Here is a 22,418-nt window from a genome sequence, read left to right as displayed (position 1 = left end):
GGGCAACGGCAAGGGGCAGATCTTCGTCAAGGGCGAGGTGATCAAGACCGTGCCGGAGTCGAAGATCGTGGAGACGCTGATCGAGGAGGCCCTGAAGCTTGCCGAGCAGATGCAGGACGAGGGCGTCACCTCCGGCGAGCCCACCGTCTCGGTCAGCGAGTAGTCGGCCGGCCGCGGAACGCATGACGGCGGAGCGGAGAACAGTGTGGGACGGATAGCCCCTCCCTGCTCTCCTCTCCGGGCGTGGTGAGGGGATAGGGTGCCTCCGTGCTGAGCGGTTCGGTGATGACGACGCGGGTCCTGGAACCCGGTGACCTCCCGGCTGCCCTCGAAGTACTGGAACGCGACCCGATCGCCAACGCCTTCGTCGCCGCCCGTGTCGCCGTCGCCGGACTCGACGCCTGGCGGCTCGGCGGTGAGATGTGGGGCTGGTACGAGGGCGGCCGTCTGGAGGCGCTCTGCTACGCGGGCGCCAATCTGGTGCCGCTGAGCGCCGGACCGGAGGCCGTGGCGGCGTTCGCCGAGCGCGCCCGGCGGCAGGGCCGCCGCTGCTCGTCCATCGTGGGTCCGGCCGAGGCCACCGCACAGCTGTGGTCGCTGCTGGAGCCCGCCTGGGGGCCGGCCCGCGAGGTGCGCCCCAACCAGCCGCTGATGGCCACCTGGGAGCCGTCCGCCGAGATCGCCCCCGACCCCCGGGTGCGCCGGGTCCGCCGGGACGAGATGGACCTGCTCATCCCCGCCTGCGTGGCCATGTTCACCGAGGAGGTCGGGGTCTCCCCGCTCGCGGGGGACGGCGGCCTGCTCTACCGGGCCCGGATCGCCGAACTGGTGAGCACCGGACGTGCCTTCGCCCGCTTCGAGGCCGGCAAGGTCGTCTTCAAGGCCGAGATCGGGGCGGCGACCCCTCAGGCCTGCCAGATCCAGGGGGTCTGGGTCGCCCCGGGCCATCGCGGCCGGGGCCATTCCGAGAGCGGGATGGCCGCCGTGGTGGAGCATGCGCTGCGGGAGGTCGCCCCGGTGGTGAGCCTCTACGTGAATGACTTCAACACCGTCGCCCGGGCTGCCTACCGACGCGTGGGATTCTCCGAAGTAGGCACGTTCATGAGCGTTTTGTTCTGATGGGTGGCCGCTGCTGAGCACCTGAGTGGTAGCTGTGACAGGTGTTCCGGGAACTGCCTCGTACGGATGCGCGCCGTGCATACACTCGCGCCGTCATCACCTTGAGTGACATCCCTTCCCCCAGGACGGGCGCGAGCCCTCCGGATGTCACCCCTTCCAAGGTGCCCTCTGACAGAGGACTGCGCATGCACCTGAATGACGCAGCATCACCTGCTTCACCTCCGCACCGACGGCGACCACCCCGCGGACGCACCAGGCGGGCCACGCTGATCGGCGTGCTGGCCGGAATCCTCGGCCTGGCCACCCTGCTCGGCAGTGCCTTCGGCGCCACCACCGGCGGTACCCCCGCCGCCGCCCCGCCGGCCACCCCCAACACCAACTGCACCCTCACCGTCCCGGCCAACCCCTTGAGCGCCAGGGGCCTGGCCACCCCGTACCAGCTCTCGGCCACGGATCCGGCCCAGGGCCCCTGCCACGAGGCCAACACCGACCAGTCGGCCTTCGTCCAGGCCACCGTGGTGGACCCGGCGACCGGGGCGCTCTCCGTCTACGACCCGCTGGTGATCGACCGGGGGACCAAGGCCGCCGTCGCCCCGGTCGTGCCCAAGCTCCCCGCCCATGCCGTGGTCGGCATCTGGTTCGGCTTCAACGCCGACACCCTGACGCTGCGCAGCAGCCAGGGCAGCCTCCGGGCCGGCAACTGCGTCAACGGGCTGAACGGCTCGCTGTTCACGCAGTTCGCCTACTGCAACGCGCCGGCCTTCTTCTCCGCCGCGAACCGCGCGGAGCGGTCCGGGAAGCTCAAGGTTCCCCCGCTGGGCACCGGCAGCGACGGCAAGCCGTGCATGAGCACCCGTGACTTCGGCCTGATCGACCAGGACCAGAGCGACAACGTCACCACGGACTACCTGGCCACCGCCGCCGGCACGATGGCGCAGAAGACCGCCGCCACCGTCGCCGCACTGCCCGGGGCCCTCTCGCTCGCCAACGGCAGCGACAACCTGCTGCTGGTGTCCTTCGTCGACCCGGCGCTGAACTGCACCCCCTACACGGCACCGGACCTCGCCGACCCCGGCCACAGCGTCACCTCACTGGGCCTGGACGAGATCCAGGCGGCCGCGTTCCAGCGGGCCCCGATCGCCCTGGTCCCGGTGAACGACCCGATGGCCCAGGTGGACGGCGCGACCAGCCGGGCCAAGACCAACCTCTACCGTGCCGGCGTCGACATGCCCCCGCTGAGCCGCAGGGACACCGGTGACCCGATGGCCTACTGCACCAGCCTGGCCACCACCGGCCGCCAGCGGATCAACGCCGACCAGGCCTTCTTCGCCAAGGCGGTGTCGCCGGAGCCGGACCAGAACCTGTTCGACTTCCTGACCACGCGGCTCGCCGCATCGCTCACCAACCTCAACTGCCCACAGGCCTCGGCTTCGGCGTCCGCTTCCCCGTCGGCCTCCGCTTCGGCCTCCGCTTCGGCCTCCGCTTCGGCCTCCGCCTCGGCGAGCACCGTGCCCAGTGGCTCGGCGAGTGCCTCGTCCAGCAGCCCCGTGATGAGCACCTCGGCGTCCCCCTCGGTGCCGGTGTCGTCGTCCGCCTCCGCCTCCGCCTCCGCTTCGGCGTCGGCCTCGGCGTCCACCGCGGTGGCCGGAGGCCCCGGCGCGCCGGCGGCCTCCGGGTCGCCCTCCTCGGGGTCGGTCCAGGCGATCGGCCTGCCGGTCTCCTCGTCGCCGCCCCCGGTCGTCCAGGTGCACGACACGGCCCCCAGCCCGGTGCCCGCCTCGGCCTCGGCCAGTGCCACCAGCGCCGCGTCGGCGAGCAGCACGGCTGCGCCGGTGTCGGCCTCGGCCGCCCCGACGAGCGCCTCGGCGGCGCCGATGACCACCGCCGCCGCGCCGGTGACCACCACGATCCCGCCCACGGTCGCGAGCCACACCGCGGCCGCACCCATCATGCACACCACCGCGCCCAGACCGAGCGGCTCCGCTGCCGGCGGCATGCTCGCGGAGACCGGGGCCTCCCGCTCCACCCTCCCGTTCGTGGGCCTGGCGGTCTCGCTGGTGCTGCTCGGTGTCTCCGCGTTCATGCTGATCGGGCGCCGTCGACCCGGCGCCCGGTGACACTCCGTCGGCCACGGGCGCGGGAGACTGTCCCGCCCCGTGGCCGACCAGGTACGGTGCGAGGGCGATGAACGACGTCACGATCGAGCCATTCGACCTCGCGGGACGGGCCTCGGAGGCCCTGGCGGTGCAGGCCGCCGCTTTCGGCCTGGGCAGCGAGGAGGTCGCGGTACGGTTGCAGATCGTCGGACGGCACGCCCTGGTCCCGGGCGTGCGCGCGTTCGGCGCCGTGGAACGCAGTGACCCCCGGGGCCTCGGACGGCTGGTGGGGTTCGGCTACGGCATGCCCAACGACCGTTCGCACTGGTGGAGTTCGGTCATCGAGCCGCATCTGGAGGCGAACGGCCTCGGCTTCTGGCTGGACCAGTCCTTCTCCGTCACCGAGCTGCACGTCCACCCCGACTACCAGGGGCTGGGCTTCGGGCGCCGCATCATCACCACGCTCTGCGCCGGCACCCGGCTGCCGCGGACCATCCTGTCGGCGATCGACCGGGAGACCCCGGCCCGTGCGCTCTACCGCTCGCTCGGATACCAGGACCTGGCCCGCCAGGTGATGTTCCCCAACACCGCCGTCCCCTACGCGGTGATGGGCGCGCCGCTGCCGTTCCCGCCCCGCCGCTGACGGCCGGTCAGCGCTGGGCCGGGATCACCGCGGCCAGCCGGAACCCCTTCTCGGTCTGCTCCGCCGTGAGCAGTCCGCCGCCCGCCGCGATCCGTTCCTTGAGCCCCTGCAGCCCGTTGCCGTCGGGGCAGGAGGCGGCGGTCGCGGCCGCGGCTGCGGAGCCCTCGTCGGTGATGCTCAACCGGACCGGGTCGGAGCCGCGTTCGACCTCGATGGTGCAGCGCTTGGCCCTGCTGTGCCGGACCACATTGGTGACGCCCTCGCGGACCACCCAGGCCAGCAGCAGGTCCACCTGGGCGGGCAGCGGTGGTCCCGACTCGTGCAGCACCGGCTCGATCCCGCCGGCGCTCAGCAGCGAGCGGGCCCGCGCCAGTTCCTCGGACAACCCGGTCTCCCGGTAGCCGCTGACAGCCTCCCTGATCTCGGCCAGCGCCTTGCGGCTGACCTCCTCGATGTCCGCCGCCTGGGCCAGCGCCGCGTCCAGGTCGGTCGGTGCCAGCCGTCGCACCACCTCCGCCTTGAGGGCGATCACGGACATGCTGTGGCCCAGCAGGTCGTGCAGGTCGCGGCTGAACCTGAGCCGCTCCTCGGCCACCGCGGCGCGGGCCAACTCCTGACGGGTCTCCCGGAGTTGCCCGACCGCGGAGAGTAGTTTCAGGGTCACGAAGGTGATCGCGCCGGGCAGGAAGCTGCTCCAGGCGGCGTCGACGACGTCCCCGCTGTGCCCGCTCCGCATGTAGGCGGTGAGCGCCGCCAGCGCCGGGACGCCGATGAACACCAGCGGGCCGCCCCGGTCCGGTACCACCACCGCGCCGGCGATGGCGAGCAGCGAGTACAGCAGCAGGGCGTGCGGCAGCGATCCGGCCAGCGCACCGGTGACCGGCACCAGCACCAGTGCCAGCACCGTGGGCACCCTGCCGTTCTGGAACCGCGGCTGGAACGCGGTCAGCACAGTCGCGCAGTAGAGCAGGACGAACACCCCGAGCCCGCACAGGGCGGCGACGGGACGCGGGTAGCTCCCGCCGATCACCGCGTGCGCCGGGCTCAGCACCATCAGCACCCAGGGCAGCAGGGTGTACGGATTGAAGCCGTCGATCTTCTCGATGTCCTCGTCGGTGATCCGCTTGCGGTGGGCTCGGCCGGCCACGGGCGGGGTCCTCTCGGCGGTCGGTGTCACAGGTCTGGTGGTACGGGTGCGGCTAGAGCATCGCCGCGAATTCGAGGAAGAGCCCGGCGCTGCGGGGGTCGCCGACCTCCAGGCTCCAGAGGCCGGCCTCGACGGTCCGGAACAGCGTCCAGCTGCGCAGCCGCTCCCGGTCGACCTCGACCGCGTCGGACAGCCGCTGGATCCTCCGCCGCGCAGCGGCCTGCGGTCCCGGTACCCCGGCCAGGGTCTCCAGCCGGTCCTGCGCCAACCAGGCCAGATCGTATGCGCGTTCGCCCACCAGCGGCTTGGGGTCGATGGCCAGCCAGGGCGAGCGGTCGGCCGCGAGGACGTTGCCGTGGTGGAAGTCGCCGTGCAGCAGCAGCTCCTCGGTGCCGCTGCCGAGCAGTTCCGCCGCGGTCTCCAGCGCCTCGTCCAGCAGCGGACGCAGATCGGCCGCGGCGGCCAGCTCACGCCTGCTGCGCAGGGTCCCGCACAGCCCGGTGACGTAGTCGGCCACCGACGTGAACCCGTGGTCCTCGGGCGGCGCCACCCACAGCCGCTGCAGCGTCCCGGCGGCCTCCAGCATCGCCTTGCTCTCGGCCAGCGACAGCAGCGGCACCTCTCCGTGCAGCCGCTCCAGCAGCATCGCCTCGCCGCCGGGGGCCGCCTCCAGCAGCCGTACCGCGCCGCGCCCGTCCCAGTGCGCCAGCGCGGCGTGCTCCTGGACGGTCTCCGGAGCGGGCAGACCCAGCTTGAGCACGGCCGGCGTGCCGTCGGCCCTGCGGACGTAGAGCACCAGGCTGATCTGCCCGCCCGGTTCGAACACCCGCTCAAGCGTCAGATCCCAGCGGTCCAGGTACTGCACGGTCAGCCGGGGCAGCGATTCCAGCCAGCGGACGCCCGGCTCACCCTCCCAGGCGGTGACGGTCTGCCGGAGCCGTACCGGAATGCTGATCTGCTGCTCCGTCGCTGCCATACCGGCCCTTCGTTCGTTCGCCCCCGCGGTGGTGCACCGGACCATTGTCAGCCATGGGCGAGGCCGGGAAAGGCACTGCCGGTGCCGCGCCAGGCCAGGGTGTCCAGCGCGGCCTGCCGCAGCGCGGCGGCCATGGTCAGGCGCAGCGGTCCCGAGGTCGCCTGGACGGCGTTGGCGTAGACCCCGCAGATCCGGTCCTCGACCGACCCGGCGAGCCGGACTGCCGAGGCCGCGTCGGTGACCGGGGAGGGCAGCCGGTAGGCCGGCGCGGCTGCGGCCGGGGTGGCGCCGGTGGCGCCGATCCGCTGCTGCAGTGCGTCGCGCCGGTCCCGATGGGCCTGGTAGGAGGAGGTGGCATGGGTCCTGCGGTTGCCGCCGAGCTGTGCGCCGATCACCCCGTAGGCGTAGACGGCGGCGTCCTCGGCGGCGAGCGCTGCCTGCAGCGCGGCGAGGGCGGCGGTTGGGAGCGCGCTGCGGGTGACCGGCGCTGCCGCCGGTCCCGCCGGTACCGAGCCGCGGAGCAGCATCGAGTGCTGTGCGCCGTCGGCCGCGGCGGAGGCCAGCTGCCGGGCCAGCGCCGGGGAGGCGGTCGCCAGGTCCTTCAACCTGGCCTGGGCGGTGGCGCGTTCGGCGGCGTCCAGGGCGGCGACCGCCGCGCTCCGATTGGTCGCCGGCGTGGAAGGGGGTGTCGCGGAGGCCGAGGTTGACGGCGAGGCGGAGGCCGAGGCGGCCGTCCCGCCGAAGGCCGACTCCTGCGCGGTCAGCTGCTGCCGCAGCGGCCGCAGCTGCCCCGCCGCCGCCGGGAACGCGGCGATGGCCGCGTCGTACCGCGCCGCCAGTGCCCGCGTCGCCGCGAGCGCCCTGGCCCGTACCGGAACGTCCGGATCGGGCGCTTCGACGGTGCGGACGGTACGGCCGTCGGCCGACGTCTGCGCGGAGACGCTGCCGCAGGCGACGAGCAGACCGGCGATTCCGGTCCCGATCCCCGCGCTGAGCAGGGAGCGGCGCCGGATTCCAGGGGCAGAGGTGGTCACGAGCAGGGACGCTACCGTGTGATCGGCCATGGCGGGCATCGCCCCCGCAAAGTCGCCGAATCGGCACTTCGGGTCGGAAGCGGATAGGCTGTGGGCTGTTCTTTAGACCTACAGACAACAGCAGACGCGGCCGAGGAGTCACCCGGATGAGCACCACCCTGAACGACCGGCTGCAGGTTCTGCTGGAACCGCTCGCCTCCGAGGCGGGCGTTGATCTGGAAGAGGTCACCCTCACCAAGGTCGGCGGGCGCCGCGTCCTGGATGTGGTCCTGGACGCCGACGGCGGCGTGGACCTGGACACCGTCGCCGAGCTGAGCCGGGCCTTCGGCGCGGCCCTGGACGGTCCCGACGGCACCGCCGTGCTGGGGGAGGGCGAGTACCGCCTGGAGGTCGGCTCCCCGGGCGTGGACCGGCTGCTCACCCTGCCGCGCCACTGGCGCCGCGCGCGCACCCGTGTGGTGAAGGCGCAGCTGGGCACCGGCGCCGAGGTCACCGGCCGGGTGCTGGAGTCCGACGAGGACGGCGTGCTGCTGGAGATCCCCCCGGTCAAGGGCAGGGGCAGGGCCACCGAGCGCAGGCTGCCGTTCGCGGACATCGCCAAGGCCCGGGTGCAGATCGAGTTCAACCGCAAGGGCCTGGACGACGACATCGAGGACGTCGCGGACGTCGAGGACGTGGACGACGTCGACGACGAAGCCGGCTCCGACGAGGCGTAGCAGTACCCCACGACTGACTGAAGAGAAGAAGAGGAGGCGTAGCCGTGGATATCGACATGAGTGCCCTGCGCAGGTTGGTGCAGGAGCGGGAGATCAAGTTCGACCTGCTGGTCCAGGCGATCGAGTCGGCCCTCCTCATTGCGTACCACCGCACTGAGGGCTCGCGGCAGAAGGCCCGGGTCGAGCTCGACCGCGAGACCGGCCATGTGACGGTCTGGGCCAAGGAGGACGCGGACGAGGTCGCCGAGGGCGGCACCCCGCGCGAGTTCGACGACACCCCCAGCGGCTTCGGCCGGATCGCGGCCAGCACCGCCAAGCAGGTGATCCTGCAGCGGCTGCGCGACGCCGAGGAGGAGCTGACCTTCGGCGAGTACGCCGGCCGCGAGGGCGACATCGTCACCGGTGTGGTGCAGCAGGGCAAGGACCCCAAGAACGTCCTGGTCGACATCGGCAAGATCGAGGCGATCCTGCCGGCCCAGGAGCAGGTCCCGGGCGAGGAGTACAAGCACGGGCTGCGGCTGAAGTGCTACGTGGTCGCGGTGCGCCGCGGCGTGCGCGGCCCCTCGGTGACGCTGTCGCGCACCCACCCCAACCTGGTCCGCGCGCTGTTCGCGCTGGAGGTCCCGGAGATCGCGGACGGTTCGGTGGAGATCGCCGCCATCGCCCGCGAGGCCGGCTTCCGCAGCAAGATCGCGGTGTGGACCGGCAAGTCCGGGCTGAACGCCAAGGGCGCCTGCATCGGCCCGATGGGTGGCCGGGTCCGCGCGGTGATGGCCGAACTGCACGGTGAGAAGATCGACATCGTGGACTGGTCGGACGACCCGGCCGAGATGGTCGCCAACGCGCTGTCCCCCGCACGGGTGACCCGGGTGGAGATCGTCGACTACGACGCCCGGTCCGCCCGGGTGACCGTGCCGGACTACCAGCTGTCGCTGGCGATCGGCAAGGAGGGCCAGAACGCCCGCCTGGCCGCGCGCCTCACCGGCTGGCGCATCGACATCCGCCCGGACGTCGAGAGCGACGGCCCCTCCGGTTCGGCCGAGGGCCGCGACCGCTGAGCCGCCTCCGGGCGGAAGTGCGCAGTAAGTGGGTCGGAGTGAAGACCATCAGAGGGGTAGACTTGGACGTGTCTGGTCGGACGCGTGACCTTTCATGCCCGGAACGCACTTGCGTCGGGTGTAGGGAGCGGGCGGCCAAACATGACCTGCTGCGTGTGACGGCGGTCGAGGGCGTCTGCGTCCCCGATCCCCGAGGCACGCTGCCCGGCCGGGGAGCGCACCTGCACCCCAGGCCGGGGTGCCTCGACCTGGCGCTGCGCCGCCGGGCGTTCCCCAGGGCGTTCCGCCTGCCGGGGCCGCTCGACACCGCGGCAGTCCAGCGGTACGTAGAGGCACTGCCGAGGGTCGCAGAAATGTCAGAGCACTGAGCTGCCGCACCCATGTGCGGGGGCCGAGCACCAGGTACCTCGCGAGTTCGAAAGTAGGTCGAGATTGCGATGAGCACTCGATGAGTACGCGATGAGTACGAGCATGAAGTAGCGACGGTCCGGCGGAACACCCGGACCTACAAAGGAGCGAAGTGGCTAAGGTCCGGGTTTACGAACTCGCCAAGGATTTGGGCGTTGAGAGCAAGGTCGTCATGGCCAAGCTCCAAGAGCTCGGTGAGTTCGTACGTTCGGCGTCCTCGACGATCGAGGCGCCTGTCGTACGAAAGTTGGAAGTTGCCTTCGGTGGGGCCAGTGCCCCGTCGAAGCCCGCGTCGTCGAGCAAGCCGACGCCCCCCAAGCCCGCGGCGGCCTCGCCCGCCTCGGCACCCCGTCCGGGCGCACCGCGCCCCGCGGCGCCGCGGCCTGCCGCCGCCGCTGCCCCGGCGGCGCCCGCGGCTCCGGCCGCGCCGCGTCCCGCCGCCGCCCCGGGCCCGCGTCCTGGCGCCCCCGCGCCGCGTCCGGTCGCCCCGGCGGCCGAGTTCTCGGCGCCGGCCCCGGCCGCCCCCGAGGCGCCGTCGGCTCCCGCCGCGCGCCCCGCTGCCGCAGGTCCGCGTCCCGGCGCCCCGGCGCCGCGTCCCGCCGCGACCCCCGGCGCCCGTCCGGCCGGCCCGCGTCCGGGCAACAACCCCTTCACCAGCAGCAACACCGGTATGTCGCGTCCGGGTGCCCGCCCGGCCGGTCCCGGCGCGCCCCGTCCGGGCGGCGACCGTCCGGCCCCCGGTGGCGCCCCGCGTCCGGGTGGCGACCGACCGACCGGTGCCCCGCGCCCCGGTGGCGACCGTCCGGCCCGTCCCGGCAGCGACCGCCCGGCTCCCGGTGGCGCCCCGCGTCCCGGTGGCGACCGTCCGGCCCGTCCCAGCGGTGACCGTCCCGGTGGCGCCCCGCGTCCCGGTGGCGACCGTCCCGGCGCCCCCGGTGGGATGCCCCGTCCGCAGGGCGGCCCCCGCCCCGGCGGCCCGAGCCCGTCCGGCATGCCGCGTCCCAACCCCGGCATGATGCCGCAGCGTCCCGCGTCCAACGGCGGCCCCGGCCGTCCCGGCCCCGGCGGCCGTGGTCCGGGTGGCCCCGGTGGCCGTCCGGCCGGTGGCGGCGCCGGTGGCGCGCGTCCCGGTTTCCAGGGCCGTCCGGCCGGTCCGGGCGCCCGCCCGGCCGGCGGCGGCTTCGCCGGTCGCCCCGGTGGCGGCAGCGGCGGTGGCGGCGGCTTCGGTCCCCGTCCCGGCGGTTTCGGCGGACGTCCCGGCGGCCCGGGTGCCCGTGGCGGCACGCAGGGTGCGTTCGGTCGCGGCCCCGGTGGCCGTCCGGCGCGCGGTCGCAAGTCGAAGCGTCAGCGGCGCCAGGAGTACGAGGCCATGCAGGCCCCGTCGATCGGTGGCGTGATGCTGCCCCGCGGCAACGGCCAGACGGTCCGGCTGTCGCACGGCGCGTCCCTCACCGACTTCGCCGAGAAGATCAACGCCAACCCGGCGGCGCTCGTCTCGGTGATGCTCAACCTCGAGCAGATGGTCACCGCGACCCAGTCCGTCCCGGACGAGACGCTGCAGCTCCTCGCCGAGGAGATGGGCTTCGTCCTGGAGATCGTCAGCCGTGACGACGAGGACCGCGAGCTGCTGGAGTCCTTCGACATCGAGTTCGGCGAGGACGAGGGCGACGAGTCCGACCTCATGTCCCGTCCGCCGGTGGTCACCGTCATGGGTCACGTCGACCACGGCAAGACCCGCCTGCTGGACGCGATCCGCAAGACCAACGTGGTCGCGGGCGAGGCCGGCGGCATCACCCAGCACATCGGTGCCTACCAGGTGACGACCGAGGTGAACGGCGAAGAGCGTGCCATCACCTTCATCGACACCCCCGGTCACGAGGCGTTCTCCGCCATGCGTGCCCGTGGTGCCAAGTCCACCGACATCGCGATCCTGGTGGTCGCGGCCAACGACGGCGTCATGCCGCAGACGGTCGAGGCGTTGAACCACGCCCAGGCCGCCGGTGTGCCGATCGTGGTCGCGGTCAACAAGATCGACGTCGAGGGCGCCGACCCGACCAAGGTCCGCGGTCAGCTGACCGAGTTCGGCCTGGTCGCGGAGGAGTACGGCGGCGACACCATGTTCGTCGACATCTCCGCCCGCCAGGGCATCAACATCGAGCAACTGCTCGAGGCCGTCGTGCTCACCGCCGACGCCTCGCTGGACCTGCGCGCCAACCCGGAGCAGGACGCCCAGGGCATCGCGATCGAGGCCCACCTGGACAAGGGCCGCGGCGCCATGGCGACCGTCCTGGTCCAGCGTGGAACGCTGCGCGTCGGCGACTCCGTCGCCGTCGGCGACGCCCACGGCCGCGTCCGCGCCATGCTGGACGAGAACGGCAAGAACGTCGCCGAGGCGGGTCCGTCCCGTCCGGTGCTGCTCCTCGGCCTGACCTCGGTGCCCCGCGCCGGCGACAGCTTCATCGTCGTCGACGACGACCGCACCGCGCGTCAGATCGCGGAGAAGCGTTCGGCCCGTGACCGCAACGCCATGTTCGCCCGCCGTCCGATGCGGATCTCCCTGGAGAACCTGGACAAGGCGATCGCGGCCGGCGGCATCCAGCAGCTCAACCTCATCATCAAGGGCGATGTCTCCGGTTCCGTGGAGGCCCTGGAGGACGCGCTGGTCAAGCTGGACGTGGGCGAGGAGGTCGAGCTCCGCATCCTGCACCGCGGTGTGGGTGCGATCACCGAGTCCGACGTCGACCTGGCCATGGGCTCCGACGCCATCATCATCGGCTTCAACGTGGTCGCCGCCGGTCGTGCGCGCACCGCGGCGGAGCGCGAGGGCGTCGACATCCGCTACTACTCGGTCATCTACCAGGCGATCGAGGAGATCGAGGCGGCGCTCAAGGGCCTGCTCAAGCCGGAGTACGAGGAGGTGCGCCTCGGTTCCGCGGAGGTGCGCGAGGTCTTCCGCTCCAGCAAGTTCGGCAACATCGCCGGTGTCCTGGTCCGCGAGGGCCTGATCCGGCGCAACGCCAAGGCCCGCCTCATCCGCGACGGAAAGGTCGTGGCGGAGTCCCTCACCATCGAGGGCCTGCGCCGCTTCAAGGACGACGCGACCGAGGTCCGCGAGGGCTTCGAGGCCGGTGTCACCCTGGGGTCGTTCAACGACATCAAGGTGGAGGACGTCATCGAGACCTTCGAGATGCGCGAGAAGCCGCGCGCATAGGTCACTGAGTCGGGTGGGGCCGGTCGACGAAACCTGTCGACCGGCCCCGGCCGCGTTGAGTACGGTGGCGGGGCTTCACCAAGGAGTAACCCTTCGAGGCCTTCAGGTCGGCTTGACCTGTCACTCATGTTCGTGGGAACACTGACCTTCGACCTTCTGCTCGGCGACGTCCACTCGCTCAAGGAGAAGCGTTCGATCGTCCGGCCGATCGTGGCCGAACTGCAGCGCAAGTACAGCGTCTGCGCTGCCGAGACCGGGGACCAGGACCTGCACCGCAGGAGCGAGATCGGTCTGGCCGTGGTGTCGGGCGACGTCTCGTACGTCAACGAGGTCCTGGACAGCTGCGAACGGCTGGTCTCCGGCCGTCCCGAGGTCCAACTGCTGTCGGCCCGGCGCCGGCTCAGGGACGACGATGACGAATAGCACAATCAGACATGGCATCCCTAGGTGGATGCCTCCGGGTACGTTGTGGACGGGCCTGGGGACCAAGGGGCGATCGAGCCCCCTGCACGAGGAGGACCAGTGACCGACACCGCGAGGGCGCGCAAGCTCGCAGACCGCATCCGGGTGGTCGTCGCGGAGACCCTGGAACGGCGGATCAAGGATCCCCGCCTGGGCTTCGTGACCATCACGGACACCCGGGTCACCGGTGACCTGCGCGAGGCCACCGTCTTCTACACCGTCTACGGCGACGAGACCGAGCGGGCGGCCTCGGCCGCCGCGCTGGAGAGCGCCAAGGGCGTACTGCGCACCGAGGTCGGACGGCAGACCGGGGTGCGCTTCACGCCCTCCCTGACCTTCGTCGCCGACGCCATCCCGGACACCGCCCGGCACCTGGACGACCTGCTGGTCAAGGCCAGGCAGCAGGACGCCGAGGTGCGCAGCGTCGCGGTCGGCAAGACCTACGCCGGCGAGGCGGACCCGTACCGCAAGCCTGGTGAGGATGATCTCGACGACGACGCCGACCTCGACGACACCGAGGACGAGTAGCGTGGCCGCGCAGCAGGCCGCCGGGACGCCCGCCACGCTGGTGGTGGGCGTCCCGGCGCTGCCGTCCCCGCGCAGCGGGAAGGCGGTGGCGCCGGACCTCACCGACGGCGGGACCGCCCACGGCGGGCTGGTCGATTCCGACTGGGAGCCGGTGCTCGCGGCGATCGGTTCGGCCTCCTCGGTCGACCTGGTCTGCCATGTGCTGCCGGACGGCGACGCGCTCGGCTCGGCGCTGGCCGCCGGGATCGCGCTGCGGTCGCTGGGCATCGAGGTGCGGGTCTCCTTCGGGGACGACCCGCAGATCGTCCCCGCCTCGCTGGGCTTCCTGCCCGCGCAGGACCTGCTGGTCCCGGCCTCCGCGGTGCCGGACCGGCCCGAGCTGCTGATCACCTTCGACGTCGCCGACGTCCGCCGGCTGGGTCTGCTGCAGGCCAAGGCCGAGGCCGCGGAGACGCTGGTGGTGATCGACCACCACGCCTCCAACGGCGGCTTCGGCACCCATCTGCTGATCGACCCGGCCGCCCCCGCGACGGCCGTCCTGGTGGACGAGCTGCTGCGGCGGCTCGGCGTCCCGCTGGACGTCTCCATCGCCACCTGCCTCTACACCGGGGTGGCGACCGACACCGGCTCCTTCCGCTACTCGGCGACCACGCCGGCCACCCATGAGCTGGCCTCCCGGCTGCTGGCGACCGGGGTGCGGCACGACCTGATCTCCCGGCGGCTGTGGGACACCCAGTCCTTCGGCTACCTCAAGGTGCTGGCCGCCGCGCTGGACCGGGCCGTGCTGGACCCGGAGGCGGCGGACGGTCTCGGCCTGGTGTGGACCTGGGTCCCCTGGGCTGACCTGGTGGCCCACGGGGTGCTCCCGGAGGAGATCGAGGGCCTGATCGACGTGGTCCGCAAGGCCTCCGAGGCCGAGGCCACCCTGGTGCTCAAGGAGGACCCGGACGGCAGCCTGCGCGGCTCCTCCCGGGCCAAGGGCGCGGTGGACGTCGCGGCGGCCTGCGGAGCCCTCGGCGGCGGCGGACACGCCTACGCGGCCGGCTTCACCTCGCACGACCCGGTGGCGGAGACCGTGGCCCGGTTCCGCGCCGCCCTCCGCGCCGGCTGACGCACCGCCCGCCCGACGCACCCCCGCCCGACGCACCCCCGCCCGACGCAACCCCATCTGAAGCACCGCCGACTGAAGGCTCTGATCGTTGAAGCGCAAGGGAACCGGCCCCGACGGGCTGGTCATCGTGGACAAGCCCGCCGGCATCACCTCGCACACCGTGGTCGCCCGGATCCGGAAGCTCGCCGGGACCAGGAAGGTCGGCCACGCCGGGACGCTGGACCCGATGGCCACCGGAGTCCTGGTGATCGGCTGCGAGCGGGCCACCCGGCTGCTCGGGCACCTGGCGCTGACGTCCAAGACCTATGAGGCCACCATCCGGCTGGGCCAGGCCACGGTGACCGACGACGCCGAGGGGGACGTGACCGCGACCGTCTCCACCGCCGCGGTGAACCCCGAGGCGATCGAGGCCGGGATCGCCGCGCTGACCGGCGACATCGAACAGGTGCCCTCCTCGGTCAGTGCCATCAAGATCGACGGCAAGCGCTCCTACACCCGGGTGCGCGAGGGCGAGGAGGTGGAGCTGGCCTCCCGCCCGGTCACCGTCTCCCGCTTCGAGGTGCACGCCCGACGCGAGGCGCAGGCCGAGGACGGCACCCCGCTGATCGACCTGGACGTCACCGTCGACTGCACCTCGGGCACCTACATCCGCGCGCTGGCCCGCGACCTCGGCGCCGGGCTCGGCACCGGCGGCCACCTCACCGCCCTGCGCCGCACCCGGGTCGGCCCCTACACCGTCGACGGCTCGCACACCCTCGCGGCGCTGGAGGACTCCTTCGCGGACTCGGTGCTTCCCATCGCCGACGCCGCTGCGGCCGCTTTCACCCGCTGGGACGTGGACGCCGAACAGGCCCGACTGCTGGTCAACGGGGTCCGCATCGCCGGTCCCGGGATGGACCGGTCCGTCGAGCCGATCGCGGTCTTCGACCCCGAGGGGCGCTTCCTCGCCCTGATCGAGGAGCGCGGCGGCAAGGCCAAGTCACTGGCCGTCTTCGTCTGAGGTCAGTCCTCCAGGCCCCAGCTGAGGATCCAGGACGGATGGATCCTGATCACCTCGGCGCTCAGCTGCGCGCCCAGGTCGTGCGGCCCGACCAGTTGCTCCGCCTCGCCCCGGATCTCCACCCCGCGCACCTTCCACGGCTGCACACTGGCCAGGTCGTCCACGACCAGGGCGACGAAGGGGTTGCCGGCGATGTTGCGCCACTTCTTGGTCGTTCCCATGGCCCAGCCGCCGATGTCGATCGCGCCGTCCTCGCGGATGACGAAGCCGACCGGGTTGGCCTGCGGACGGCCCTTGGCGTCCACCGTCGCCAGCCGGGCGAGGTGCTGGGTCCTGAGGTAGGCGAGTTCGGTTCCGGTGAGTGCTGTCCTGGCGGTCGCTGTCATGCACCCAAGCCTCACAGCCGGGCGCTGCGGGCGCATCGGACGGCCGACCTAGGACCGGCCTAGGACCACAGCTGCACCGGTACAAACCCGGCTCACCCCATCGAGCGAGCGCTCGGAGCGAAGCAGGGGGGCGCGAGGTGCACCCGGGGTCGCCCCCGGCCCGCGGCGGGCAGCCTGCGGTCGAGTGGCGGCCGACCGGGGGTGAGCGCGGGTGCAGCGGGTGGACGAAGCGCTGGTACGGGTCTCCGACGCCGCCGGACGCACACGCGGCACGGCGTTCCCGGTGGACCGCGAGGGCACCTATCTGACCAGCCACGAAGCCGTCGACGGACTGCCCGCGCTGCTGCTGCTCTGGCCGGGCGGAGCGGTGCGCCGGCTCACCGCGGCGGAGATCGTGCCGCTGCCGGAGTTCGACCTGGCGCTGCTGCGCACCGACGCCGTGATGCCGCCGCTGCCGCTGGCGGGCGGCCACGGCACCCGGCTGATCAACCTTCCCGGCCCGGAGCAGACCCTCCAGGGCTGGGTCGCCGGACTGGTGACGGCCCGTTACGCGGCGGCCGAGCGCTGGCACCTGGTCGCCGACGTCTGGCAGTTGGAGCTGGACCAGGCGCCGCACGGTCTGCCGGTGCAGGCCTCGGGTACCCCGGTGCTGGACGCCGAGACCGGAGCGGTCACCGCCGTCGCCACCGCCGCGCTGCGCGGCCGGGACCGGGACGCCGTACTGGCGGTGCCGCTGCGGGCCGCGGCGGGCCACCCCGTCGTCGCCGACCTGCTGGCCCGCAACGCGGCCACGGTGCCGGCCTACGGGCGGGCGCTGAACCTGGCCGGGGTACTGGAGCTGGCCGCCACCACGGTCGGGCCCCTGGTCGGCCCGGCATCGGTGCGGATCGACCGTCCGGACGGCCTGCCCGAGGTCTGGGGCGCGCCGGCCGACCGCCCGGTGGCCGCCCTGGTCGGCGAGCCGGGCAGCGGCCGGACCACCGAGCTCGCCGCTCTCGCCGTACGCCGCTCCCGGGCCGCGCACCGGCTGCCGACGGTCTGGCTGCGCGGGGCGGACGTCCGTCCGGACGACGTCTCGGTCATGGACGCGGTGGGCCGTGCCCTGGGCACCCGCGCCGACCAGGCCTGCCGGCTGGCCGCCGCTGCGCACCGGCCGCTGCTGGTCCTGCTGGACGGCCCCGAGGAGATGCCGCAGTCGCTGCGGCTGCCGGCCTGGTGCGCGGAGACCGGGATCCGGCTGCGGCGCGAGGACGCCGCGCTGCTGATCGGCTGCCGCCCCGAGTACTGGGAGCAGTCGGCGGGGTTCTTCTCCGCGGAGGACCTGCAGCCGCCGCTGCGGCTCGGACCCATGCCGCAAGCCGTCGCGGAACAGGCGGCTCGGTCGGTCGGACTGCTCCCGGGGGTGCTCGCGGCAGCGCTTCCAGCGCCGGGGCGTGACGGGGGCGTGCCGCGGCACCCGTTCACTCTGCGGCTGCTCGCCGATCTGCGGACGGCGGCGCCGCGGCTGCCGCTGTCCCCCGTTCCCGGGCGCGCGGACCTGCTCGGCGCCCGGGTCGACCTGGCCTGCCTGCGGATCGCCGAGCGGCTGGGACCGCGCAGCGCGGGGGAGTGCCGCCGGCTGGCTGCCGCCGTGGCCGGCTGCGTGCACGAGGCGGCCCGCAGGATGCTGGGGCCGGGCGGGGGCGCGCTCGACCGGCGCGGGTTCGCCGAGGTGTTCCCGGCGCACTGGGTGCCCGCCGTCCTGGCCGAGGGGCTGCTGGTGCCCGCCGGGCCTGGCTACCGCTTCGCCCACGAGGAGTTGTCGGAGTGGATCCAGGGCGGGCACCTGGACCTGGCCGCTGCCATGGACGGACTGCTCGGCACTGGCGCGGGGACCGGCGGCGTCGGTGGCAGCGGCGGTCCCGGCCGGAGCGCGGCGGGCCCCGAAGCCGGAGCCGCCGGGCCGCAGACGGCGGCCGCCCCGCCGCACGGCAGCCACCGCCGCGGCGGCCCGCGCGGGCACGCGGTACCGCCACCGCAGCCGCCGCCCGCCCCCGGTCCGGTCCCGCACCACCGGATCGGGCCGGTCCGCGAGGCCCTGCTGCGGCTCCAGGACGACCCGGTCGCGCTGGAGGCCTGGCTCAGCCGGCTGGTGCTGCGCCTGGACGGCCCCGATGCGGCGCCCCCGGACAGCGAGGCCCGCTGGTGGGCCTCCGCCCTGCTGGTGTCCGTCCTGCTGCGGCTGCCGGACGCGGATCCCTATCTGCCGCTGCTGCGTTCGCTGGCCGCCCGGATGGCGGCCCGCGCCCGGGCCGGGGACCAGGTGCTGCCGTTCGCGCTGTGGACCGGCCTGCCGCTGGCGCTGCCGGTCCGGATGGACCTGCTGCGCCTGCTGTCCCGCGGCGGGACGGCGGAACCGCTGGAGGCGGTGGCCGCGCTGCTCGCCGGCGACCCGGCCGGGACCTTCCCCGCCCTCTGCGACTGGCTCCGGGACGAGCAGGCGGCCCCGGCCGCGCTGCAGCTGCTGCGGAGCCGTCGCAGCACCGGTCTGGACGACCTGGCCGAGGCGCTGGTCGCGGCGGCCCATCCACGCGCCGACGCGCTGCTGCGGGAGCTGGTGGCGGTCGAGCCGTCGGCGATGTGCCGGGCCGTCGACCGCTGGGCCCACGATCCGCGCCCGGAACGCCATGTGGCCGCCGCCGTGCACGCACCCGCCCTGGCCCTCGCGCTGGCCCTGGCACCGGCGCCCGGAGCGGACCGGGGACCGGGACCCGGCGCGGACCGTACGCCCGGCCGGGACGCCGACCTGGCGCTGCTCCGCTACGCCGCCGAGGCCCTGCTGGCCCGAACCGGCGAGCGGGAGCTGCACGGCGCCGCCCTGGCCGTCCTGGTGGCCGACCCGGCCACCAGGGGCCGTCATCTGCCCGCCGCCGTGGACCGCTACGCCGCGGCCGACCCCCATCTGACGCCCCGCTCGCTGGCGCCCGCCCTGGACAGCCACCCCTCGCTGGTCCTCGCCGGCTACCGGACCCGGATGAACCAGCCGGGGGAGGAGGCGGCGGCCGTGCTCCAGGCCCTCGGGGCGACCCCCGCCCCGCACGCCAGGGCGGCCGTGACCCGGCTGGTGGCGGAGTACCTCGCCCTGCACCCCGAGGCGGCGGCGCCCGTCGCCGCCTGGCTGGTGGCCCGCACCGCCCTCGGCCAGGCCGAGCGGAGTGCGCTGGTCCCCTTCGTCCAGGACCTCGCCGAGCAGCCGCCACCGGTGCTCGGAGCCTTCCGTGACGCGCTGGCCGGGGGCGGCGACCCGCTGCACCGGGAACTGCTGTCGCTGCTCCGCGAGGCCGAGCCAATGCAGGGCAGCGATCAGCCGCATGGCAGGCTATAGGTGTCACAGCGACAAGCTAACGAGGAGCGGTCAGGGTGCAGCGCTGGCATGGCCTGGAGGAAGTCCCCGGGGACTGGGGGCGCAGCGTCGTCACCATCGGTTCCTTCGACGGGGTGCACCGGGGCCACCAACTGATCATCAGCAAGGTGGTCGAGCACGCCCGGGAGCTCGGTGCCCGTTCCGTCGTGGTCACCTTCGACCCGCATCCCAGCGAGGTGGTCCGCCCCGGCAGCCACCCGCCGCTGCTGGCCTCGCACCGGCGCAGGGCCGAGCTGATGGCCGAGCTGGGCGTGGACGCGGTGCTGCTGATCCCGTTCACCCTGGCCTTCTCGCAGCTGGCGCCGGAGGAGTTCGTGGAGCGGGTGCTGGTCGACGCGCTGCACACGGAGCTGATCGTGGAGGGGCCCAACTTCCGCTTCGGGCACCGCGCCTCGGGCGATGTCGCGCTGCTCGCCGAGCTCGGCCCGAGGTACGGGTTCTCCGTCGACGTCTGCGATCTGACGGTGGGTGCGGTGCACGGCGACGACACCGACGGCGAGGCCGTGCCCTGCTCCTCCTCGCTGGCCCGCAGGCTGGTCGCCGAGGGCGATGCGGCGGGCGCGGCCGAGGTGCTGGGCCGTCCGCACCGGGTCGAGGGCACCGTGGTGCGCGGCGCCCAGCGCGGCCGCGAACTCGGTTACCCCACCGCCAATGTGGAGACCCTGCCGCACACCGCCATCCCGGCCGACGGGGTGTACGCGGGCTGGTTGACGGCCGACGGCGAGAGGATGCCGGCGGCGATCTCGGTGGGGACCAACCCGACCTTCGACGGCACCGCCCGCACGGTCGAGGCCTACGCCATCGACCGGGTCGGCCTGGACCTGTACGGGCTGCACGTCAGCGTGGACTTCCTGGCCTACCTGCGCGGGATGGAGAAGTTCGACTCCATCGACGCGCTGCTGGACCGGATGGCCGTGGACGTCAAGCGGGCCCGCGAACTGACGGACTGACGGTCTGCCGACGGAGGAGGGAGGCACCCGGCCCGGGTGCCTCCCTCCTCCGTACGGTCACTGCTCCGGCGGCGGGTAGTACCCGGGCGGCGGTGGTGGGGGCTGCGGCGGGGCCCATCCCGGCGGCGGCTCGGGGTACTGCTGCTGGTCCGCCGGGTAGGGCTGCTGCTCGGTGGGGTAGGGCTGCTGCTCCGGGTAGGGCTGCTGCGGGTACTGCGGCTGCCCGTACGGCTGCGGGGGCTGCTGCGGCTGCCCGTACGGCGCCTGGGGCTGCCCGTAGGGCTGCGGTTGCCCGTACGGCTGCGGCGCGCCCTGCTGCTGACCCTGCGGGCCGCCTGGCCACCCCAGCGGCTGCGGCTGGGTGCGCGGGAAGTCCGCGGCCACCATCGCCGCGAGGTCGAAGTACGCCTCCCGGGTCTTCGGCCGCATCCGGGACAGGTCGACCTCGGCGCCGGCCGAGAGGTGCTCGTCGAACGGGACCACGACGACGCCGCGGCAGCGGGTCTGGAAGTGCGCGACGATGTCCTCGATCTTGATCATCTTCGAGGTCTCGCGGACCCCGGAGACCACCGTGATGCTGCGCTGGACCAGGTCGGCGTAGCCGTGCGCGGAGAGCCAGTCCAGGGTGGTGCTGGCGCTGCTGGCGCCGTCCACGCTGGGCGTCGAGACCACGATCAGCTGGTCCGCCAGGTCCAGCACGCCGCGCATCGCGCTGTAGAGCAGGCCCGTGCCCGAGTCGGTCAGCACGATCGGGTACTGCCGCCCCAGGAAGCCGATGACCTGCCGGTAGTCCTCGTCGTTGAAGGTCGTGGACACGGCCGGGTCGACGTCGTTGGCCAGGATCTCCAGGCCGCTGGGCGCCTGCGAGGTGTACCGGCGCACGTCCATGTAGCTGCTCAGGTGCGGGATCGCCGTCACCAGGTCGCGGATGGTGGCGCCGGTCTCGCGGCGCACCCGCCGGCCCAGCGTCCCCGCGTCGGGGTTGGCGTCGACGGCGATGACCTTGTCCTGCCGCTCCGAGGCCAGCGTGGCCCCCAGCGCGGTGGTCGTCGTGGTCTTGCCGACACCGCCCTTGAGGCTGATCACCGCGATCTTGTAGCAGCTCATCACCGGGGTGCGGATGATCGCCAGCTTGCGCTGCCGGTCCTCCTCCGCGGCCTTGCCGCCGAAACGGAAGCGCGGGGTGTTGCGGCGCTCCTCGGGCTGCTTGCGCAGCAGCCGGTCCGAGGACAGCTCGACGGCGGCGGTGTAGCCCAGCGGCGCACCCGGGGCGCCCCCGGGCTGCTGCTGCGGCCAGCCGCCCTGGCGCGGATCGACCGGCTGCTGCGGAGCCCACTGCTGCTGGGGCTGCTGCTGCGGATGCTGCTGCTCGGGTGCCGGGGGACCGGGCGGCGCCCACTGCGGCTGCTGCTCGGCGGTCGGCAGCGGGGGTGCCGGCGGCGGCGCCCACTGGGGCTGCTCGACCGGCGCCGGGGCGGGCGGAGCCGGGACGGGCGGAGCCCACTGCTGTTGGGGCTGCTGCTGCGGCCAGGGCGCGGGCTGGGGCGGCTGCGGAGGCTGCTGCTGTGCGACGGGCTGCTGCGGGGGCAGTTGGGTCTCCGCACTGGCGGGGCGGTAGGCCTGCGGCGGTACCGGCGGCTCCGCGGCGGGGGCCACCGGTTCGGGGCCGCCCTCGGGCGCGGACTCGGCCGTGGGCCGGGGCGCCGCATCGGGCGCCGTCGGGGTCGGCTCGGCCGGTTGCTGCGACTCGGCAGCCAGCTCCGGCTCGGGCTCCGGTTCCGTCTGCGCGGGCGGGACCGCGTCGGCCGGGACCGCGTCGGCGGGCTCGGCCTCGGGCTCCTGCGCAGGCGCCGGCACCGGCTCCGACGCGGGCACGTGCTCCGTTACCGGCGCCGCCGGTTCGGCCTCCTGGGCGGGCGGCGGTACCGGCACGCCCAGGGCCGGCGTGTGCGGCGGCTGGTAGGCCTGTGCGGGTACGAACGGCTCGGGCGCCGGAGACTGCGGTGGAGCCGGCTGCGCCGGGCCCACCTGCTGTGCGTTCTGGGTGTACCAGGCCGGAGGCGTGTATTCGGGCGCGTCCGACCACTCCTCGTCTTCGTCCGGCGCATGGTCGCCGGCATAGACGCCGTCGCGATCGCTCGTCACTGCTGTCCCTCTCGTTCGCCTCCGT

18 protein-coding genes and 1 pseudogene are annotated in these 22,418 nt (G+C 73.8%); 14 read left to right on the top strand and 5 right to left on the bottom strand.

Annotated features, from left to right (window positions below):
• The 4 genes and pseudogenes from IF29_RS45560 to IF29_RS0137695 form a co-directional block, all read left to right on the top strand.
• Positions 1-163, top strand: a pseudogene (locus IF29_RS45560) (flavodoxin-dependent (E)-4-hydroxy-3-methylbut-2-enyl-diphosphate synthase); the annotation flags it as partial.
• A 122-nt stretch (positions 164-285) separates the two neighbouring features.
• Positions 286-1,119, top strand: a complete 834-nt coding sequence (locus IF29_RS0137705; RefSeq protein ID WP_030265665.1) for a GNAT family N-acetyltransferase — start codon at positions 286-288, stop codon at positions 1,117-1,119.
• A gap of 275 nt (positions 1,120-1,394) precedes the next feature.
• Positions 1,395-3,236 carry a hypothetical protein gene (locus tag IF29_RS47170; protein ID WP_063757708.1) on the top strand — a complete coding sequence of 614 codons (1,842 nt, stop codon included), beginning with the start codon at positions 1,395-1,397 and terminating at the stop codon, positions 3,234-3,236.
• A gap of 67 nt (positions 3,237-3,303) precedes the next feature.
• Positions 3,304-3,858 carry a GNAT family N-acetyltransferase gene (locus IF29_RS0137695; protein ID WP_030265659.1) on the top strand — a complete coding sequence of 185 codons (555 nt, stop codon included), beginning with the start codon at positions 3,304-3,306 and terminating at the stop codon, positions 3,856-3,858.
• A 7-nt stretch (positions 3,859-3,865) separates the two neighbouring features.
• Here the strand turns inward: IF29_RS0137695 and IF29_RS0137690 are convergent, their stop codons facing one another.
• Genes IF29_RS0137690 through IF29_RS48250 form a run of 3 tightly spaced genes read right to left on the bottom strand, consistent with a single transcriptional unit; the run spans position 3,866 to position 7,015 of the window.
• Positions 3,866-5,005, bottom strand: coding sequence for a sensor histidine kinase (locus IF29_RS0137690; RefSeq protein ID WP_037598200.1), 1,140 nt, complete (start codon positions 5,003-5,005; stop codon positions 3,866-3,868).
• Positions 5,006-5,057: 52 nt separating this feature from the next.
• Entirely contained in the window at positions 5,058-5,981 is a 924-nt protein-coding gene (locus IF29_RS0137685; RefSeq protein ID WP_030265644.1) for an aminoglycoside phosphotransferase family protein, read from the bottom strand.
• A gap of 47 nt (positions 5,982-6,028) precedes the next feature.
• Positions 6,029-7,015, bottom strand: coding sequence for a ferritin-like domain-containing protein (locus tag IF29_RS48250; protein ID WP_232242797.1), 987 nt, complete (start codon positions 7,013-7,015; stop codon positions 6,029-6,031).
• 146 nt (positions 7,016-7,161) lie between these two features.
• On the opposite strand from IF29_RS48250, the gene rimP reads away from it, so the two are divergent.
• The 8 genes from rimP to truB all read left to right on the top strand — a co-directional run bounded on the left by rimP (position 7,162) and on the right by truB (position 15,509).
• Positions 7,162-7,731 carry a ribosome maturation factor RimP gene (gene rimP, locus IF29_RS0137675; protein WP_030265640.1) on the top strand — a complete coding sequence of 190 codons (570 nt, stop codon included), beginning with the start codon at positions 7,162-7,164 and terminating at the stop codon, positions 7,729-7,731.
• Between the two features lie 44 nt (positions 7,732-7,775).
• Positions 7,776-8,789: a transcription termination factor NusA gene (gene nusA, locus IF29_RS0137670; protein WP_030265637.1), complete on the top strand. Its 1,014-nt coding sequence runs from the start codon at positions 7,776-7,778 to the stop codon at positions 8,787-8,789.
• A gap of 68 nt (positions 8,790-8,857) precedes the next feature.
• Positions 8,858-9,157 (top strand): YlxR family protein, encoded by a 300-nt coding sequence (locus IF29_RS45550; protein WP_084715462.1) that lies wholly within the window; start codon positions 8,858-8,860, stop codon positions 9,155-9,157.
• Positions 9,158-9,309: 152 nt separating this feature from the next.
• Positions 9,310-12,408, top strand: coding sequence for a translation initiation factor IF-2 (gene infB / locus IF29_RS45545; protein WP_084715460.1), 3,099 nt, complete (start codon positions 9,310-9,312; stop codon positions 12,406-12,408).
• A gap of 126 nt (positions 12,409-12,534) precedes the next feature.
• Positions 12,535-12,831, top strand: coding sequence for a DUF503 domain-containing protein (locus tag IF29_RS0137660; RefSeq protein WP_030265629.1), 297 nt, complete (start codon positions 12,535-12,537; stop codon positions 12,829-12,831).
• Between the two features lie 99 nt (positions 12,832-12,930).
• On the top strand, positions 12,931-13,398 hold the full coding sequence (rbfA, locus tag IF29_RS0137655; RefSeq protein WP_030265627.1) for a 30S ribosome-binding factor RbfA: 468 nt from the start codon (positions 12,931-12,933) through the stop codon (positions 13,396-13,398).
• 1 nt (position 13,399) lies between these two features.
• On the top strand, positions 13,400-14,509 hold the full coding sequence (locus IF29_RS0137650) for a DHH family phosphoesterase (RefSeq protein ID WP_232242796.1): 1,110 nt from the start codon (positions 13,400-13,402) through the stop codon (positions 14,507-14,509).
• 88 nt (positions 14,510-14,597) lie between these two features.
• Entirely contained in the window at positions 14,598-15,509 is a 912-nt protein-coding gene (gene truB, locus IF29_RS0137645) for a tRNA pseudouridine(55) synthase TruB (protein WP_030265617.1), read from the top strand.
• A gap of 2 nt (positions 15,510-15,511) precedes the next feature.
• Here truB and IF29_RS0137640 read toward each other — a convergent pair whose 3' ends face one another.
• A complete protein-coding gene (locus tag IF29_RS0137640) occupies positions 15,512-15,895 on the bottom strand; it encodes a PPOX class F420-dependent oxidoreductase (protein WP_030265613.1) in 384 nt (127 codons plus the stop codon).
• A gap of 220 nt (positions 15,896-16,115) precedes the next feature.
• On the opposite strand from IF29_RS0137640, the gene IF29_RS0137635 reads away from it, so the two are divergent.
• A complete protein-coding gene (locus tag IF29_RS0137635) occupies positions 16,116-19,259 on the top strand; it encodes a serine protease (RefSeq protein WP_157624132.1) in 3,144 nt (1,047 codons plus the stop codon).
• Between the two features lie 35 nt (positions 19,260-19,294).
• The gene (locus tag IF29_RS0137630; protein ID WP_030265606.1) at positions 19,295-20,248 is read left to right on the top strand and encodes a bifunctional riboflavin kinase/FAD synthetase; all 954 of its coding nucleotides are present in this window, start codon (positions 19,295-19,297) and stop codon (positions 20,246-20,248) included.
• Between the two features lie 57 nt (positions 20,249-20,305).
• On the opposite strand, the gene IF29_RS0137625 is transcribed toward IF29_RS0137630, so the two are convergent.
• The gene (locus tag IF29_RS0137625) at positions 20,306-22,393 is read right to left on the bottom strand and encodes a MinD/ParA family ATP-binding protein (protein WP_030265603.1); all 2,088 of its coding nucleotides are present in this window, start codon (positions 22,391-22,393) and stop codon (positions 20,306-20,308) included.
• Positions 22,394-22,418 lie beyond the last annotated feature (25 nt).

It is taken from the genome of Streptacidiphilus jeojiense (assembly GCF_000719095.1).
In the GTDB taxonomy this organism is placed as follows: Bacteria; Actinomycetota; Actinomycetes; order Streptomycetales; family Streptomycetaceae; genus Streptacidiphilus; species Streptacidiphilus jeojiensis.
Note: the sequence above shows the minus strand (reverse complement) of the source record. Positions and strands in the feature narration are given on the sequence as shown.